At 66.0% G+C, this 14,209-nt stretch carries 14 protein-coding genes; 12 read left to right on the top strand and 2 right to left on the bottom strand.

The annotated features are described in order from the left end of the window. Positions 1-12: 12 nt before the first annotated feature. On the bottom strand, positions 13-474 hold the full coding sequence (locus tag FHT19_RS07340) for a biotin/lipoyl-containing protein (RefSeq protein WP_211184757.1): 462 nt from the start codon (positions 472-474) through the stop codon (positions 13-15). Between the two features lie 19 nt (positions 475-493). Beyond that, positions 494-1,741, bottom strand: coding sequence for a Tm-1-like ATP-binding domain-containing protein (locus FHT19_RS07345; protein WP_169474442.1), 1,248 nt, complete (start codon positions 1,739-1,741; stop codon positions 494-496). A 123-nt stretch (positions 1,742-1,864) separates the two neighbouring features. On the opposite strand from FHT19_RS07345, the gene FHT19_RS07350 reads away from it, so the two are divergent. The 12 genes from FHT19_RS07350 (at position 1,865) to FHT19_RS07405 (ending at position 14,183) form a co-directional block, all read left to right on the top strand. Then, positions 1,865-2,752 (top strand): IclR family transcriptional regulator C-terminal domain-containing protein, encoded by an 888-nt coding sequence (locus FHT19_RS07350; RefSeq protein WP_168554916.1) that lies wholly within the window; start codon positions 1,865-1,867, stop codon positions 2,750-2,752. Positions 2,753-2,842: 90 nt separating this feature from the next. Then, positions 2,843-3,856 carry an NAD(P)-dependent alcohol dehydrogenase gene (locus FHT19_RS07355; RefSeq protein ID WP_168554917.1) on the top strand — a complete coding sequence of 338 codons (1,014 nt, stop codon included), beginning with the start codon at positions 2,843-2,845 and terminating at the stop codon, positions 3,854-3,856. A 138-nt stretch (positions 3,857-3,994) separates the two neighbouring features. Further along, positions 3,995-4,567, top strand: coding sequence for a VOC family protein (locus FHT19_RS07360; RefSeq protein ID WP_248290305.1), 573 nt, complete (start codon positions 3,995-3,997; stop codon positions 4,565-4,567). Then, entirely contained in the window at positions 4,564-5,841 is a 1,278-nt protein-coding gene (locus tag FHT19_RS07365; protein ID WP_169474443.1) for an MFS transporter, read from the top strand. Before FHT19_RS07360 ends, FHT19_RS07365 begins: the two co-directional genes overlap by 4 nt. Positions 5,842-5,872: 31 nt before the next feature. Continuing rightward, positions 5,873-6,802 carry a helix-turn-helix domain-containing protein gene (locus FHT19_RS07370; RefSeq protein WP_169474444.1) on the top strand — a complete coding sequence of 310 codons (930 nt, stop codon included), beginning with the start codon at positions 5,873-5,875 and terminating at the stop codon, positions 6,800-6,802. A gap of 148 nt (positions 6,803-6,950) precedes the next feature. After that, a complete protein-coding gene (locus FHT19_RS07375; protein ID WP_168554920.1) occupies positions 6,951-9,512 on the top strand; it encodes a TonB-dependent receptor in 2,562 nt (853 codons plus the stop codon). 56 nt (positions 9,513-9,568) lie between these two features. Continuing rightward, a complete protein-coding gene (locus FHT19_RS07380; protein ID WP_168554921.1) occupies positions 9,569-10,102 on the top strand; it encodes a 2,4'-dihydroxyacetophenone dioxygenase family protein in 534 nt (177 codons plus the stop codon). Between the two features lie 16 nt (positions 10,103-10,118). Beyond that, positions 10,119-10,655, top strand: coding sequence for a 2,4'-dihydroxyacetophenone dioxygenase family protein (locus tag FHT19_RS07385; RefSeq protein WP_168554922.1), 537 nt, complete (start codon positions 10,119-10,121; stop codon positions 10,653-10,655). A gap of 10 nt (positions 10,656-10,665) precedes the next feature. After that, a complete protein-coding gene (locus tag FHT19_RS07390; RefSeq protein ID WP_168554923.1) occupies positions 10,666-11,199 on the top strand; it encodes a 2,4'-dihydroxyacetophenone dioxygenase family protein in 534 nt (177 codons plus the stop codon). A gap of 16 nt (positions 11,200-11,215) precedes the next feature. After that, on the top strand, positions 11,216-12,307 hold the full coding sequence (locus FHT19_RS07395) for an aromatic ring-hydroxylating dioxygenase subunit alpha (RefSeq protein ID WP_169474445.1): 1,092 nt from the start codon (positions 11,216-11,218) through the stop codon (positions 12,305-12,307). A gap of 29 nt (positions 12,308-12,336) precedes the next feature. Beyond that, entirely contained in the window at positions 12,337-13,176 is an 840-nt protein-coding gene (locus FHT19_RS07400; RefSeq protein WP_169474446.1) for an SDR family NAD(P)-dependent oxidoreductase, read from the top strand. Beyond that, on the top strand, positions 13,176-14,183 hold the full coding sequence (locus tag FHT19_RS07405) for an alcohol dehydrogenase catalytic domain-containing protein (RefSeq protein WP_169474447.1): 1,008 nt from the start codon (positions 13,176-13,178) through the stop codon (positions 14,181-14,183). Before FHT19_RS07400 ends, FHT19_RS07405 begins: the two co-directional genes overlap by 1 nt. The last annotated feature ends 26 nt before the right edge of the window (positions 14,184-14,209 follow it).

Below are 14,209 nucleotides of genomic sequence, written 5' to 3' on the forward strand. Positions count from 1 at the left end.
GGGTTTTCGCTTTCAGCAGAGGCGTAAGAGCGGCGCACCCTTGGCCACCAGCGCGCCGTTGGCGGCCAGCACCGCCGCCACCGTGCCGGCGCGCCCGGCATGGACCGGGTTCATCAACTTCATGGTTTCCACGATGCCCACCACGGTGTCGGGTGTCACCGCATCACCCACCGCAACGAACGGCGGCGCGCCAGGCTGGGGCGCATGATAGAATGTGCCGGGCAGGGGGCTGGCCACCACGTCGGGATCGGCAGCCGCTTCGGCAGCGGTCTCGCTGCTGGCGGCAGGGGCATTGCCGGCCCATTGCCATTCCTGCGTCATGCCTTCCTCCGCCCCCGCTTCGCTACCTTGCGGGCGTGACACGCGCAGGCGGAAGCGGCGGGTGGCCAGGTCCATCTCGCGATAGCCCGAATGCGCCAGGATTTCGGCGATCTCGGCAACGTCCTCGGCAGTCAATGGCAGGTCTGCGGTCATGTCGGTCCCTTCGGGCGGATCAGGCCGCGCACGCGGCGGTTTGGGCCAGCAAGGCGCGGGCAGCGGCGATCACCGCATCGGAAAAGGCTTCGTCATTGAAATGGGCGTCCACCACGTTCACCGGCACGTGCGCAGGCATCACCTCGCGCAGGTATTGCGCAAAGGGCGGCGGCACGGACGGGTCCATGATGTGGCCGGCCGGGCTGTCATGGCTGGAAAAGCCATGCAGCGGCGTGATCACCTGAACCGGCCCCTGGGCCGCGCGCACGTTGGCGGCCAGGTGATCGGCCAGCACCTTGAGGTCGTCCAGCGTGGTGCGCACGGCGGTAAGCTGAGGATTGTGTTCGTGATAGCGGCGGCCCGGGAACTGGGTGCGTGCCACGTCGATCGGCCCGGCGATGATGAAATCGGCGTTGCCGGGCGCCAGGATCGTGGGGATGCCGCGCGCCAGCGCCGCCCGCCCACGATCGGGCCCACTATCGGCCAGGCCGCCCATCAGGTGATCGAGAATCTCGGTCTGCGAGAGATCGAGCACCAGCGCCACGTCCTTGGCCTGGGCCAGGCCGTCGAGCGTCGGCCCGCCCGCGCCGGACGAATGGAACACCATGACTTCGCAGCCATCGCTTTCCAGCGCCTGGCGGATGCGGCGGACCGAGGCCTCGGTCGTGCCCAGCGTGGTGATCAGCACCAAGGGCTTTTCGGCCGGGGCATCGCGATCGAAACCCAGTGCCATGCCGGCCACGGCGCGGGCCGCGTTGCGAAACACATCGCGGCTGATGGTGTTGAGGCCGGAAATATCGGTCACCGCGTTCATCATCGCGATGTCCTTGATGCCCATGTACGGCTTGGTGAAGCCCGAGGCCATGGTCGAGACGATCAGCTTGGGCAGCCCATAGGGAAAGCTCTGCATCAGGGCACCGGCCAGGGCCGAACCCATCGAGCCGCCGATGGCCAGGATGCCCGAGATCGGCTCGCGCGCGTCCCAGGCATGGGCCGCGGCGATGGCCCCCTTGATCATCGCGGCCTGGCATTTCCCCTCATGCCCCAGCGCGCGCACGTCCTCGATCGTCAGGCCGGCCGCCTGCGCCACGTCTTCCGGGCTGATTTCCGCCCCGCCCACGGTGCGCCGCACGCTGGGATCGAGATGTACCACCCGCACGCCGGCCGATTCGAGCGCGGCACGGGTAAAGCGGGCCTCTTCCTCCTTGGTATCCTGCGTGATCACGAGCAGCACGCTGGGCGCCTTGGCTCCCTGGCTTTGGTTCATGGTCGTTTTCCTCTCCCTCGCCATGATGTTGCGCCAACGGATTTGACTTTGCCACTGGCTGCGCCATTCTTCCGTTTCACAAGATGAAACCATAACGAGCCGCGCATGCGGCCGGGGGACGGGATGCAGGATCGGAAGGTAAAGACCGTCCGCGCGCTGGAGCGTGGACTCGATGTCTTGCTACAGGTGCAGGCGCGTCGCGCGGCCAGCCTGCATGAAATGCACATGGCGCTGGGCCTGCCCAAGGCCACCTTGCTGCGCATGCTGCAAACACTCGGGCAGAAAGGGTTGATCTGGCAACGGCTTGCCGACGGCGCCTATCTGCCGCACGTGGACGCGCGGGCGCGCTCGCAGGCACTGACGCTGGAGCATGTGGCCGAAGTCGCCTCACCCTGGCTCAAGGCCTTGTCCACGCGGGTGTCCTGGCCCTCGGTGCTGGCCATGCCGCGGCTTGATCACATGGAGATCGTCGAAACCAACAGCCCGCTGTTCCGCCTCGATTCGGCCACGCTCGGTCCGGTGGGGGTGAAGCTCTCGTATATCCACACCGCCACCGGCCGCGCCTATCTTGCCGCTTGCCGCGAGGAAGAGCGCGAGGCGATCATCGCCCGCCTGCGCCCGCGCCATCCGCAAGAGGGCAGCGAGGCGGATCTGCGCACGATTCTCGCCGAAACCCGCGCACGCGGCTATGCCACGCGCGAGCCGCTGCATCCCTGGCCCGACCGGTCGCGGCAATTGGTCCTGCGCGACGGGCGCCGGTCGATGGCCGTGCCGATCCTGCTCGACGGCGTGCCCGTGGCCTCGATCAACATCACCTGGCCGGCCAAGCGCGGGACCGACGATGCCGTGATGCTGCGCCACTTGGGCGCGCTCAAACACACCGCGCGTGAGATCGCGATGGCGATCGAACGGGCTGCTCTCGCCGCGGAAGGGCGTGCGCCCGCTGGCGCCGTAATCGCCCGTTTTGCCGGCGCGGCGGTGGAAAGCGTTTCACCCAGTGAAAATAGTTAGTGTAGCTGATTAATTTGCGCGTCGGCTGTGTCATGATCGGCAACAAGGCGTAAGAACATACCAGATGCCTTGGGGGAGATGGACGGCTGTATGCGGCAATGGCTTATTCGCAAGGGCGCGCAATCGCTTGACGACATGGCTTTGGCCCAGGTGCCACAGCCACGGCCCGGCCCCGGCGAAGTGGCAGTGCGGGTTCACGCCTGTTCGCTCAACTATCGCGATCAACTGATCCCGCTCGGGCACTATTTCGGTGGCGCTGTCGATCGGGATACTGTGCCGCTGTCCGACGGCGCGGGAGAGATCGTCGCGCTGGGTGAGGGGGTGGCGGGCCTGGCCGAAGGCGATCGCGTCGCGGGCCTGTTTTTCCAGAATTGGCAGGATGGGCCGCCCAATCCAGGCGCTGGCCCGGCCCTGGGGGCGCCGCCTGCCACCGGCATGTTGCAGGACGTGGTGATCCTGCCGGCGCATGGCGTGGTCAAGCAAGCACAAAGCCTGTCGTATGATGAGGCCGCCTGCCTGCCTTGTGCCGGCGTGACCGCGTGGAACGCACTGATGGAAGGGCCGCGTCCGGTCGGGCCGGGGCGATCGGTGCTGGTGCTGGGCACGGGCGGCGTGTCGCTGCTCGCCGCGCAGATTGCGTTGGCTGCCGGCGCGCGCGTGATCGCCACGTCGTCCTCCGATGAAAAGCTGGAGCGCGTGCGCGCCTTGGGCGTGCACGAAACGATCAACTACAAGACGACCCCGGATTGGGGCGCGCGGGCTGCCGAGCTGGCCGGGGGCGGCGTCGATCACGTGGTCGAGGTGGGCGGCGCGGGCACACTGGCGCAAAGCATCCAGGCGGTGGCTTTTGGCGGCGAAATCGCGCTGATCGGGGTGCTGACGCGCAGCGGTGACACCAGCCCGCACGGACTGATGATCAAGGGCGCGACCTTGCGGGGGATTTTCGTGGGGTCTGCCGCCATGGCGCAGCGGTTGCATGCGTTCATCGATGCGCACGGGATCAAGCCGGTGATCGACCGGCGCTTTGCCATGGAAGAGGCCCAGGACGCCTGGCGTTATCAAGCCTCGGCAGGATTGTTCGGCAAGGTCGTCATCACGCTGTGATGGGCGGTTTGCTGCAAGACGCGTGACACGGCCCGCCAGCGGCCGGCACGCACGAAGGGAAGAGGATGTCGCGGGGCAGGGCCCGGCGCCGGGTGTCCGGCGACGCCCCTGCACGCGCAAGGGAAAGGACAACGTGCCTTGGACAAGGTAACGCCAACCGCCACGCGCCCAGCCATGCTGGGCTATGGCCAGCCGATCGGGGGGATCTGCCAGACGGCGTTCGTGGTGCGCGATATCAACGCGGCCATCGATCACTTCATTCGCGATTGTGGGGCGGGGCCGTTTTTCCTGCTCCCCCATTTCCTGACAGAGGGCCAGATCTATCGCGGCACGCCTTCGAATGCCGACGTGGCGATCGCCATGGGCTTTGCCGGGCACATGCAGATCGAACTGATCCAGCCGCTCGACGATCACCCCTCCGTCTACCGTGAAACGGTGGAGGCGCGCGGCTATGGGTTTCATCATGTCGGGATTGCCTGCCTCGACGTGGATGCCGTGCTGCCCGGCTATCTGGCGCGCGGCTATACCCTGGCTTTTCGCGCCCCGGTGCCGACCGGCGGCGCGGTGGCCTACCTGGAAGGCGGCCACGATGCGGCCCCTGGTTTTGTCGAACTGATCCCGGCCACCGCCGGCATGGACAGCCACTTCACCGCCATGTGGCGCGCGGCCTGCGATTGGGACGGCCGCGATCCCGTAAGGCCGTTCCTGTGAGCCCGGCCCCCTTGGCGGGCAAGGCCCGCGCCGGCAGCGGCTATCAGGTATGGGTTACCGGGCTTCTCAGCCTCAACTTCGGTATCCTGTTCTTCGATCGCAACGCGCTCAACTTTCTCATGCCCTTCGTGCAGCCCGACCTGGGGCTGACCAACACGCAAGTGGGCCTGTTTTCCTCCGCGCTGTCGCTCACCTGGGCGCTGTCGGGCTTTGTCGTCGGCCGTGTGTCAGACCGGCTGGGCGCGCAAAAAGCGGTGGTCGTGGTGGCGACCCTGGCCTTCTGCCTGTGCTCGGTGGTGTCAGGCTTTGCCACGTCGTTCCTCATGCTGCTGGGCGCGCGTTTGCTGATGGGCGCGGCCGAAGGCGGGGTAATGCCGGTCAGCCATGCGATGATCGTGGGCGAAGTGGCGCCAGAGCGGCGCGGCCTGGCCATGGGCGTGGCGCAGAACCTGGGATCGAATCTGCTGGGATCGGGCCTTGCCCCGATCCTGCTCGTCCCCCTGGCGGTGGCCTATGGCTGGCGCGAAGGGTTTTATCTGGCTGCGGCGCCGGGCGTGATCACCGCCGCGTTGATCTGGTTCACCCTGCGCGAACCACCTGCAGTGCACCATGATGGCGATGCGCCGCGCGTCACGCTGCGCCAGGCCTTTGCCCACCGCAACGTGGTGCTTTGCGCGCTGATCGCGATCCTGCTGGTGTCGTACCTGGTGGTGTGCTGGGCGTTCATGCCGCTGTTCCTGACCAAGGGGCGTGGCTTTGATCCGGGCACGATGGGCTGGCTGATGGCCACGCTCGGCATTTCTGCCGGGATCGGCAGCTTCGCCGTGCCCGCGCTGTCCGATGCGATCGGGCGCCGCCCGGTGATGATCGGGTTCTCGTTCCTCGGTGCGATCCTGCCGCTCGGCGCGATCCATTATGGCGGATCGGCCTGGGTGCTGGGCGCGATCTTCTTCTTCGGCTGGGCGCTGAATGGCCTGTTCCCGATGTTCATGGCCACGATTCCCGCCGAAAGCGTCGATCCCCGCCTTACCGCCACGCTCACCGGCGTGGTCATGGGCATCGGTGAAGTGCTGGGCGGCGTGCTCAGCCCGTTCCTCGCCGGGGCGCTGGCCGATGCCTATGGCCTGGCCGCGCCGGTCTGGCTGATGCTGGGGTTGTGCCTGCTGGCCGGAATTCTTGCGTTGGGCCTCAAGGAAAGCGCGCCGCGCGTGGTGGCCCGGCGTGCCAATCGTGCCTTCCCCGCTCCTGCGGCGGAGATCGGCTTGCGGACCTGAAGTTTCGTTTTCGTTGGGGGAGTTCACGCTGATGAATGTCGTGCAACGCTACGCCACCGATGCCATCGCGCCCGACCAGCGCCTGGCCTATTGGAACGACTTGGTCGATCGGATCTACACCGGCACTTACGTGAACACGCAAGGGCGCGATTTCACGGGCGAAATGTGGTCGTGGACGGTGGGCGACCTGGCCATGATCCGGCCCCGCTCCACCGCCTCGTTCGTGGGGCGCCAGGGGCATGACGCTGCGCAGGAGCGGCTCATCCTGCACCTGCAATGCCGGGGGCGCAGCCTGCATCGCCAGGGCCAGGCCGAAAGCTTGCTGGAAGCGGGCGATTTCGTGATCGGATCGCCACACCAGGCCTATACGCTCGATCTTTCCGCGCACGAACTGCTGGTCGTGGAATTCCCGCGCGCGCCGCTGGCCGAGCGGGTGCCGGGGCTGGACGACATGCTCAGCCGCCGCCTGTGCGGGGCAAGCCCGGGGGGGCGGGTGTTCCACGATTTCCTGCGCTCGCTGTGGCACCAGGGGGACCAGAGCGGACAGGACCCGCAATGGCAGCAGGGCGTGAGCGGTGTGTTCTTCGATCTGGTCGCCCTGGCCATGCGCGGCGCCACCCGGCCCGAAGAACGGGTGACCGACCATGCGCTGCGTGACAAGGTCTTGGCCCTGGTCGACGCGCATCTGGGCGATCCGGCGCTGCGCACGCTGACCTTGGCGGATGCCTGCCACACGTCCGTCCGCACGATCCAGAACCTGTTTGCCACGATGGGCACCACGCCCAGCGCCTATATCCTGGAACGCCGCCTGGTCCGCGCGGCCGAGCGCATCACCGGCAACCCTGCCGCCAGCATTACCCAAGTCGCGTTCGAGATGGGCTTTAACGACAGTGCCTATTTCGCCCGCTGCTTCCGCCAGCGCTTTGGCGTGGCGCCGCGCGCATGGCGCACGCGCAACTGACATCTTTTTCGGGGCGCTTTGCGCGAGAATCCTGATCGGATTGCGCGCCAATGCAAGCGCGGGCGGCCCCGAAAGCCTAGCATCGACCACAGCGGAACAGGTGTCAGGGGCACTTGTGACAAACCGCACCAAAAAAGGGAGAGAGTCCATGAAGTTCGCACCGGTATCGGTGGGCGCGCTGGCCATTGCGCTGGCCAGCCCGGCGATGGCGCAACAGGCGCCGCAGGCCAACGCCGCAGCCCAGGGGGAGGCTCAGGCCAGCGGCAACGGCGGCATCCAGGAAATCGTGGTGACCGCGCAGAAGCGCGCGGAAAACGTCCAGGACGTGCCGATCGCGATCAGCGCCTTCACCGCGTCTGCGCTGCAAGAACGCGCGGTGACCAGCGTGTCTTCGCTGTCGAACATCGCGCCGAACGTGACGCTGGACGCCGGCACGCCGTTTTCGGGTTCGAGCCAGGTGCTGGCCGCCTATATCCGCGGTATCGGCGCCAACGATTTTGCCTTCAACATCGATCCGGGCGTGGGCATCTATCTCGACGGGGTCTATCTAGCCCGCTCGGTGGGCGCCAACCAGGACCTGCCCGACGTTGACCGCGTCGAAGTGCTCAAGGGCCCGCAAGGCACGCTGTTTGGCCGCAACACCATCGGCGGCGCTATCTCGATCGTCACGCACGATCCGGGCGACAGCTTCCGTTTCGTCGGGTCGGCGATGACCGGCAGCTACAGCCTGTTCAGCGCCAAGGGCACGGTCGACATGCCGCTGGCCGACAAGCTGTCCTCCTCGGTCAGCTTTGCGATCACCAAGCGCGATGGCTACCTGCACCGCATTCCCTATCCCGGCGCCAGCAACTATGCCTTCGATCCGATCACCTCGCTCAAGGCGGCCGGCTATGGCAACCAGGGTTATGGCACCGAAGGCGGTGACAACACCTGGAACCTGCGCGGCAAGATCCGCTACAACGGCGTCGGTTTCAAGGCGACGCTGACCGGCGACTACAGCAAGACCGATACCTCGCAGATCGCCAACAAGGTGATCACCACGTTCCCGGCGGTCTTTGCCGGCACCTATAACTGCGCGATCGCCGGCAATCCCACCGTCACCGTGGGCGGGGTGAGCGGCGCATGCGACAGCTTCATCGGTGGGCCACCCTCGGCGGCATTCCTCTATCGTCGCGGCGGGCTCAACTCGATCCTCGATCTGCCTGCGATCTATGGCGTCAATGCCGACAACAACCCCGACAACAACCGGCTGCCCTATGACAACCGGTTCGTGACCAACAACATCGACACCTCTTATGCCAACGGCAACAACTTCAACAAGTTGAAGCAGGGCGGCGCGGCGCTGACGCTCGATTTCGATCTGTCCGACACGGCCTCGATCAAGTCCATTACGGCCTATCGCGAACTGCACTGGGTGGTCGGGATGGATCTCGACAACTCGCCGCTCAACTTCCTCCACACCAGCTTCTCGATGAATCAGAAGCAGTTCAGCCAGGAGCTGCAGCTCACCGGCACGGCGATGGAGAAGAAGCTCAAGTACGTGCTGGGCGCCTATTACTTCCGCGAAAGCGGCGACCTGCACGACTATGTGACCTTTGCCGAAGGGCTGCTTCAGGTTGACGGGCCCAACACCCTCGCCACCAAGAACTATGCGTTCTACGGCCAGGTGGACTATGCCCTGTCAGACCTGCTGGCCTTCACGGTGGGCGGCCGCTACACCCACGAAGACAAGGAGTTCGAAGGGTTCCAGTCCGACGCCAACGGCCTGAACTACAAGCTGGCCAACTATTTCGGCGATCCCAACTGCGCTTCGCTCAATCCGATCAGCGATGCCTGCCGGGTGGACAACGGCTTCCCCAACGCCGGCCAGCCGCTGCGCTATTACGTGGCGGGCGTGCAGCACAAGAAGTTCTCCAACTTCTCACCCAAGATCGGTGTGCAGCTGCACCCGAACGACGACGTGATGATCTACGCCAGCTGGTCCAAGGGCTACAAGACCGGCGGCTGGACCACCCGCCTGTCCAACCCGCTGCCCTATGCCCCCGGCTTTGGTGAGGAAAAGGCCACGACCTGGGAAGCGGGGCTCAAGTCCGAACTGCTCGATCGCCATCTCCAGATCAACGGCGCGGTGTTCCTCACCGATTACAAGGGCATCCAGCTCAACTTCCAGCAGGGCGTTTCGCCCACCATCCAGAACGCGGGCGATGCGCGGATCAAGGGCTTTGAAGTGGAAGTGGTGGCCGCGCCCGCGCGCGGGCTCACCGTCACGGGTTCGCTGGGCTTTACCGATGCCAAGTACACCAGCGTCGATGGTCCCGCACAGGTGGCCGCTTCCACGCTCCAGGCTGGCGTGCGCGAAGGGGTGACCCTCCCCAAGACGCCCAAGTGGAAGTTCAACGTCTCGCCCCGCTACCAGGCTGACCTGGGCAGCCACGGGACGGTGGTGTTCCTGGCCGATGTCACGTTCACCAGCACGATGAAGAACGATACCGAAGGCACGTTCCTGCTCGATCGTCCCAGCACCACGGTGGTCAACGGCTCGGTCACCTATCGTGCGCCCGGCGGTGTGTGGGAACTGACGGCCGGTGGCACCAACCTCACCAACGAGCGCTATCTTACTACCGGCCAGGCGCAGCTTGCCGGCGGCCAGATCTACGGCACCTACAGCCGCCCGGCCGAATGGTATGCCCGCGTTGGCGTGAAGTTCTGATCTTTCGCACCGGGCGGCCACCCCTGGCCGCCCGGTGTACCCCCTGGAGAGCGACGATGCCCGAAGCCGCACACACCGAATTCTGGAAAGACATCAAGCCGGTGGAGAAAGTCTTCCGCGATGGTGGCTTGCCCGAAGTCTACCTGCCCAAGATCGCCGAGGGCGACGAACGCTATTGGGTGCCGATCAGCGAAACCGTGTTTTCCAAGCCGGTGTGGATCAGCCCGGCCAAGAACATGTGGGCCGACGTGCTGATGAGCAAGCAGGCCGGCCTGGTCAACCGCCACTATCACCCCCACCCGATCTGGGCCTACACGATCAGCGGGAAATGGGCCTATCTCGAACATTCCTGGACCGCCACGGCCGGTGATTTCGTCTACGAGACGCCGGGCGAGAGCCACACCCTGGTCTGCTATGAACACGAAGACCCGATGAAAGTGTTCTTCGTGGTTTCCGGCCCGCTGATGTGGCTGGACGAGGCGGGCAACACCATCGGCCACTATGACGTGTTCGACTATATCGCCGCCGCCCGTGCGCACTATGCCGCCGTCGGCATCGGCGCCGATTACGTCGATACCCTGATCCGCTAAGCCAACGGAGCCCCCCATGACCGTTATGACAGCCCCTCCGTCCGACAAGGCGGCCATCGTTGACGTGAAATTCCCGCACAAGGCACTGGTCGAACGGCTCAGCCCCGGCGGCCGCTATATCGATGCGGCCACCGATGTGGACAGCCCCTGGGTGCCGTTCGGCGACAATGCCGCGATCAAGCACCTGGCGTTCGATGTGCGGCAGAACCTGTTTTCCAACATCCTGTGGGTCAAGGCGCCGGGCGTGATCGGCACGCATTTCCATCGCGGCACGATCACGATGGTCTGCCTCGAAGGATCGGTTCGCTATCTGGAGTATGACTGGGTGGCAACGCCAGGCGGGCTGATCCTGGAAACGCCGGGTGAAAGCCACACGCTGGTCACCGACCACCCGCAGGGGTGCAAGCTGTTCGGCTGGATGCAGGGCCCGATCGATTTCTACGACGCGGACGCCAACCTGGTCGATACCACCGACGTGTGGTGGTTCATCAACCACTACGAAACGCATTGTCGGGCCCACGGCATCCCGATCAACCCCAAGCTCTATCTGTAAGGCGCCCACCATGGCATCGATGAAAGCACCGCCGTCTTCGGCCTATGAAATCGTCCAGGTTCCCGAGCTTTACGGTGACCTGATCCGCGCACGCGGCGTGGAAGGGACTTATATCGGCGCCAGCGAAGCGGAAAGCCCGTGGGTGCCGTTCGGCGACAACGCGGCGATCCGCCACCTGGCGTTCGACGTGCGCGAGAACGTCTACGTCAACATCCTGTGGATCAAGGGGCCGGGTGTGATCGGCACGCACAAGCACCGTGGCCGCGTCTGGGCGATCGGGCTGGAAGGCTCGTTCCGCTACCTGGAATACGATTGGGTCTGCCGGCCCGGTGAATTCATCACCGAAACGCCTGGCACGGCCCACACCCTGGTGACCGACGATCCCAACGGCATGAAAGCGCTGTTCCACATGCAGGGCGCCAACGAATTCTTCGACGCCCAAGGCAACCACGTGGAAACGCTGGATGTCTGGTGGTTCATGAACCACTACGAAAGCTACTGCCGGGAACACGGCATTGCCATCAACAAGCAGCTCTACCTCTGATCGCAGGGGCGGTGTGATGCAGGCGCCCTCGCTTTCGCTTCCCGTCCTCGGCGGGCCGCCCCGCGGCACGTACTTGCGTGATTGCTGGTACGTGGCCGGCTGGGCCGATGCCTTGGACGAAACGCCGATCGACCGCGTTTTCCTGGAAGAGCCGGTTGCGCTGTTTCGTGACGAGGCGGGCGCGGCGCATGCCGTGGGCGGGCGCTGTCCCCACCGCTTTGCGCCGCTGGGGCAGGGCAGGGTGGTTGAGGGCGCCCTGGCCTGCCCCTATCACGGGCTGCGTTTCGATGGCAGCGGTGCCTGCGTCTTCAATCCCCATCCCGGTGGCCAAGTGCCCGCCGCGCGGCTGCCGGTCTATCCATTGGAAGAGCGGCACGGCTTGTTGTGGATCTGGATGGGCGCGCCCGATCGGGCCGATCCCGCGTTGATCCCGGATTTTGCCTGGCTGGTCGATCCGGCCTGGGCGGTGGTACGCGGCGCCACCCGGGCCGAGGGTCACTATGAACTCTACAGTGACAACATCCTCGATCTCAGCCACGCCAATTTCGTCCATCCCGCGCTGGTCGCCCGCGCCTTTACCGAAGGCGAGCGGCGGTTCTGGCAGGATGGGGAAACCGTCCACGCCGAATATGTGCGCCTGAACGATACCCTGTCCGACGGGATCGGCGCCATGCTGGGTCGGGTGGGCCAGCCGCAGGATTTCTATGGCGAAGTCACCTGGCATGCGCCCGCGGTCTTGCGCTTCGACTATATCGCCGGTCCGCCGGGCACGCCGCGTGCGCAGTGCACGCTGCTGCCCTCGCTCCATGCCTTCACGCCCGAAACGCCCGACACCACGCATTACATCTGGGCCACCGGCCGCGATTTCGCGCTGGACGACGCAGGTTTTTCCAAGGCCATGCAGGCCGCGCTGGAACACGCGTTCGAGCGTGAGGACATGCCGATCATCCGCGACAGCCACCGCCTGATGCGCGGGGCCGATTTCTGGGACTTGAAGCCCCTGGTGCTGGGCGGCGATGGCGGTGGCATCCGCGCCCGCCGCCTGTTGCAGCGCCTTATCGCGCGCGAACGGGGATCAGCCCCGGCCGAACACGAAGCCGCCGTCTGAACGGCGCGCCCCCCTTGGAGAGGAATATCATGGCCATTCTCGATCGTTTCAGCGTTGCCGGCCGCAGCGCGCTGGTCACCGGCGCTGCCAGCGGCATCGGCCTTGCTTATGCCCAGGCCATGGCCGAAGGCGGTGCGGCGGTAACGCTTGCCGATATCGACCTGGAGGGCGCCGAGCGCGAGGCCGCCCTGCTGCGCGAGGCCGGGCACGATGCGCGCGCCGCGCACTGCGACGTGTCCAGCTTCGAGGCCGTGGCGGCCGCGTTCGACGATCACGCCACGGCCTTTGGCGGGCTCGACATCTGCTTTGCCAATGCCGGCATCGATGCCGGCGCCGGCTTCTGGAACCCGGCGGGGCATCGCAATCCTGAAGGACAGGTCGATACTTATGACCCCGCGCGCTGGGACAAGTCGATCGCGGTCAATCTCAACGGCGTGTTCTACACCATCTCCAACGCCGTGCGCATCATGAAGCAGCCGGGCCGCGCCAATGGGCGCAGCGGCGGCTCGATCATTTGCACGGCGTCCAACGCCGGCCTCGTTACCGAACCGATCGTGGGCCTGCCCTATATGCCCGCCAAGGCCGGCGTGCTGCACATGGTGCGTGCGCTCGGGCTGGAACTGGCCGAGTTCCGCATCCGGGTGAACGCCATTGCGCCCGGCCCTTTCGTCACCAACATCGGCGGCGGCTGGCTCAAGAAAGACCCGGTGGCCCGCGCCGCCTGGGACGCGATCGTCCCGCTGGGCAAGCTGGCCGAAACCGAACAGATCAAGCCGCTCGCCCTGCTGCTGGCTTCTGACGCATCGGATTACATGACCGGCAGCCACGTGGTGATCGACGGCGGCATGATGCTGGGCAAGTACCAGTAATGCGTGCGGTCGTGATGCAGGGGCTGCACAAGCCCCTTGCCGTGGAAACCGTACCCGATCCCGTGCCGCACGAGGGCGACCTGGTGGTGCGGGTGGGCCGCTGCGGCATCTGCGGCTCTGACCTGCACATGACGGAGGACGCCGCCTATGGCCAGGGCGCGGGATCGATCCTGGGCCATGAATTTGCCGGCGAAGTGGTGGCGCTCGGTCGGGGCGTGGAAGGCTGGCAGATCGGCGATCGCGTGGCGGTCAGCCCGCTGAAAAGCTGCGGCACCTGCCCTGCCTGCGTGGCCGGCGAAGTGCAGTGGTGCGATGCTTTCGGCCTTCAGGGCGGCGGCTATGCCGAATATGCGCTGACCCGGCCCAACCAGTGCGTGCGCCTGCCGCAAAGCGCCAGCCTTGCCGATGGCGCGATCATCGAGCCGCTGGCCGTCGCGCTCCATGGCTTGGGCCTTTCCGGCCTGCGCCGCGGAGACAAAGTGCTGGTGCTGGGCGCAGGCCCGATCGGCCTGGCCGTCGCGTTCTGGGCGCGCCAGTTGGGCGCCGGGCGCGTGGTGGTGCAGGACATTGCCGATTGGCAGCGCGATCGCGCGCTCGCCATGGGCGCGCACGATTTCGTGGTGGCGCCCGATGATCCGGTGGGCGCCGCGCACCGCGCGCTGGGCGGGCCGGCCGATCTGGTGTTCGAATGCGTGGGCGTGCCCGGCCTGATCGCGCAAGGCGTCAGCCAGGTGCGCAATCGCGGCACGATCGTCCTGCTGGGCCTGTGTGCCCGGCCAGACACGCTCAACACCTTTGCCATGCTGTCAAAAGAAGTGCGCCTCGTCACCTCGGCCTTCTTCACCCGCCAGGAATATGAAGCCGCGCTCGATGCGCTCGATCGCGGGCTGGCGCAGCCCCGCTTGCTGGTGACCGACACGATTGCTTTGGCGCAAACCCCCGATGTGTTCGAAAGCCTGCGCCACCGCACCCACCAGTGCAAGGTGCTGATCGAACCGGGCGCCTGACGCTCTTTCGCCCGCCCCGCTTTGCC

Origin of the sequence: Novosphingobium sp. SG919, from assembly GCF_012932495.1 — a bacterium.
Taxonomy (GTDB): Bacteria; Pseudomonadota; Alphaproteobacteria; order Sphingomonadales; family Sphingomonadaceae; genus Novosphingobium; species Novosphingobium rhizosphaerae.

Excerpts from the sequence above, each read along its gene's own strand:
- FHT19_RS07340 (WP_211184757.1), bottom strand. The coding sequence starts at position 474 with ATGACCGCAGACCTGCCATTGACTGCCGAGGACGTTGCCGAGATCGCC.
- FHT19_RS07345 (WP_169474442.1), bottom strand. The coding sequence starts at position 1,741 with ATGAACCAAAGCCAGGGAGCCAAGGCGCCCAGCGTGCTGCTCGTGATC.
- FHT19_RS07350 (WP_168554916.1), top strand. The coding sequence starts at position 1,865 with ATGCAGGATCGGAAGGTAAAGACCGTCCGCGCGCTGGAGCGTGGACTC.
- FHT19_RS07355 (WP_168554917.1), top strand. The coding sequence starts at position 2,843 with ATGCGGCAATGGCTTATTCGCAAGGGCGCGCAATCGCTTGACGACATG.
- FHT19_RS07370 (WP_169474444.1), top strand. The coding sequence starts at position 5,873 with ATGAATGTCGTGCAACGCTACGCCACCGATGCCATCGCGCCCGACCAG.
- FHT19_RS07375 (WP_168554920.1), top strand. The coding sequence starts at position 6,951 with ATGAAGTTCGCACCGGTATCGGTGGGCGCGCTGGCCATTGCGCTGGCC.
- FHT19_RS07380 (WP_168554921.1), top strand. The coding sequence starts at position 9,569 with ATGCCCGAAGCCGCACACACCGAATTCTGGAAAGACATCAAGCCGGTG.
- FHT19_RS07385 (WP_168554922.1), top strand. The coding sequence starts at position 10,119 with ATGACCGTTATGACAGCCCCTCCGTCCGACAAGGCGGCCATCGTTGAC.
- FHT19_RS07390 (WP_168554923.1), top strand. The coding sequence starts at position 10,666 with ATGGCATCGATGAAAGCACCGCCGTCTTCGGCCTATGAAATCGTCCAG.
- FHT19_RS07395 (WP_169474445.1), top strand. The coding sequence starts at position 11,216 with ATGCAGGCGCCCTCGCTTTCGCTTCCCGTCCTCGGCGGGCCGCCCCGC.
- FHT19_RS07400 (WP_169474446.1), top strand. The coding sequence starts at position 12,337 with ATGGCCATTCTCGATCGTTTCAGCGTTGCCGGCCGCAGCGCGCTGGTC.
- FHT19_RS07405 (WP_169474447.1), top strand. The coding sequence starts at position 13,176 with ATGCGTGCGGTCGTGATGCAGGGGCTGCACAAGCCCCTTGCCGTGGAA.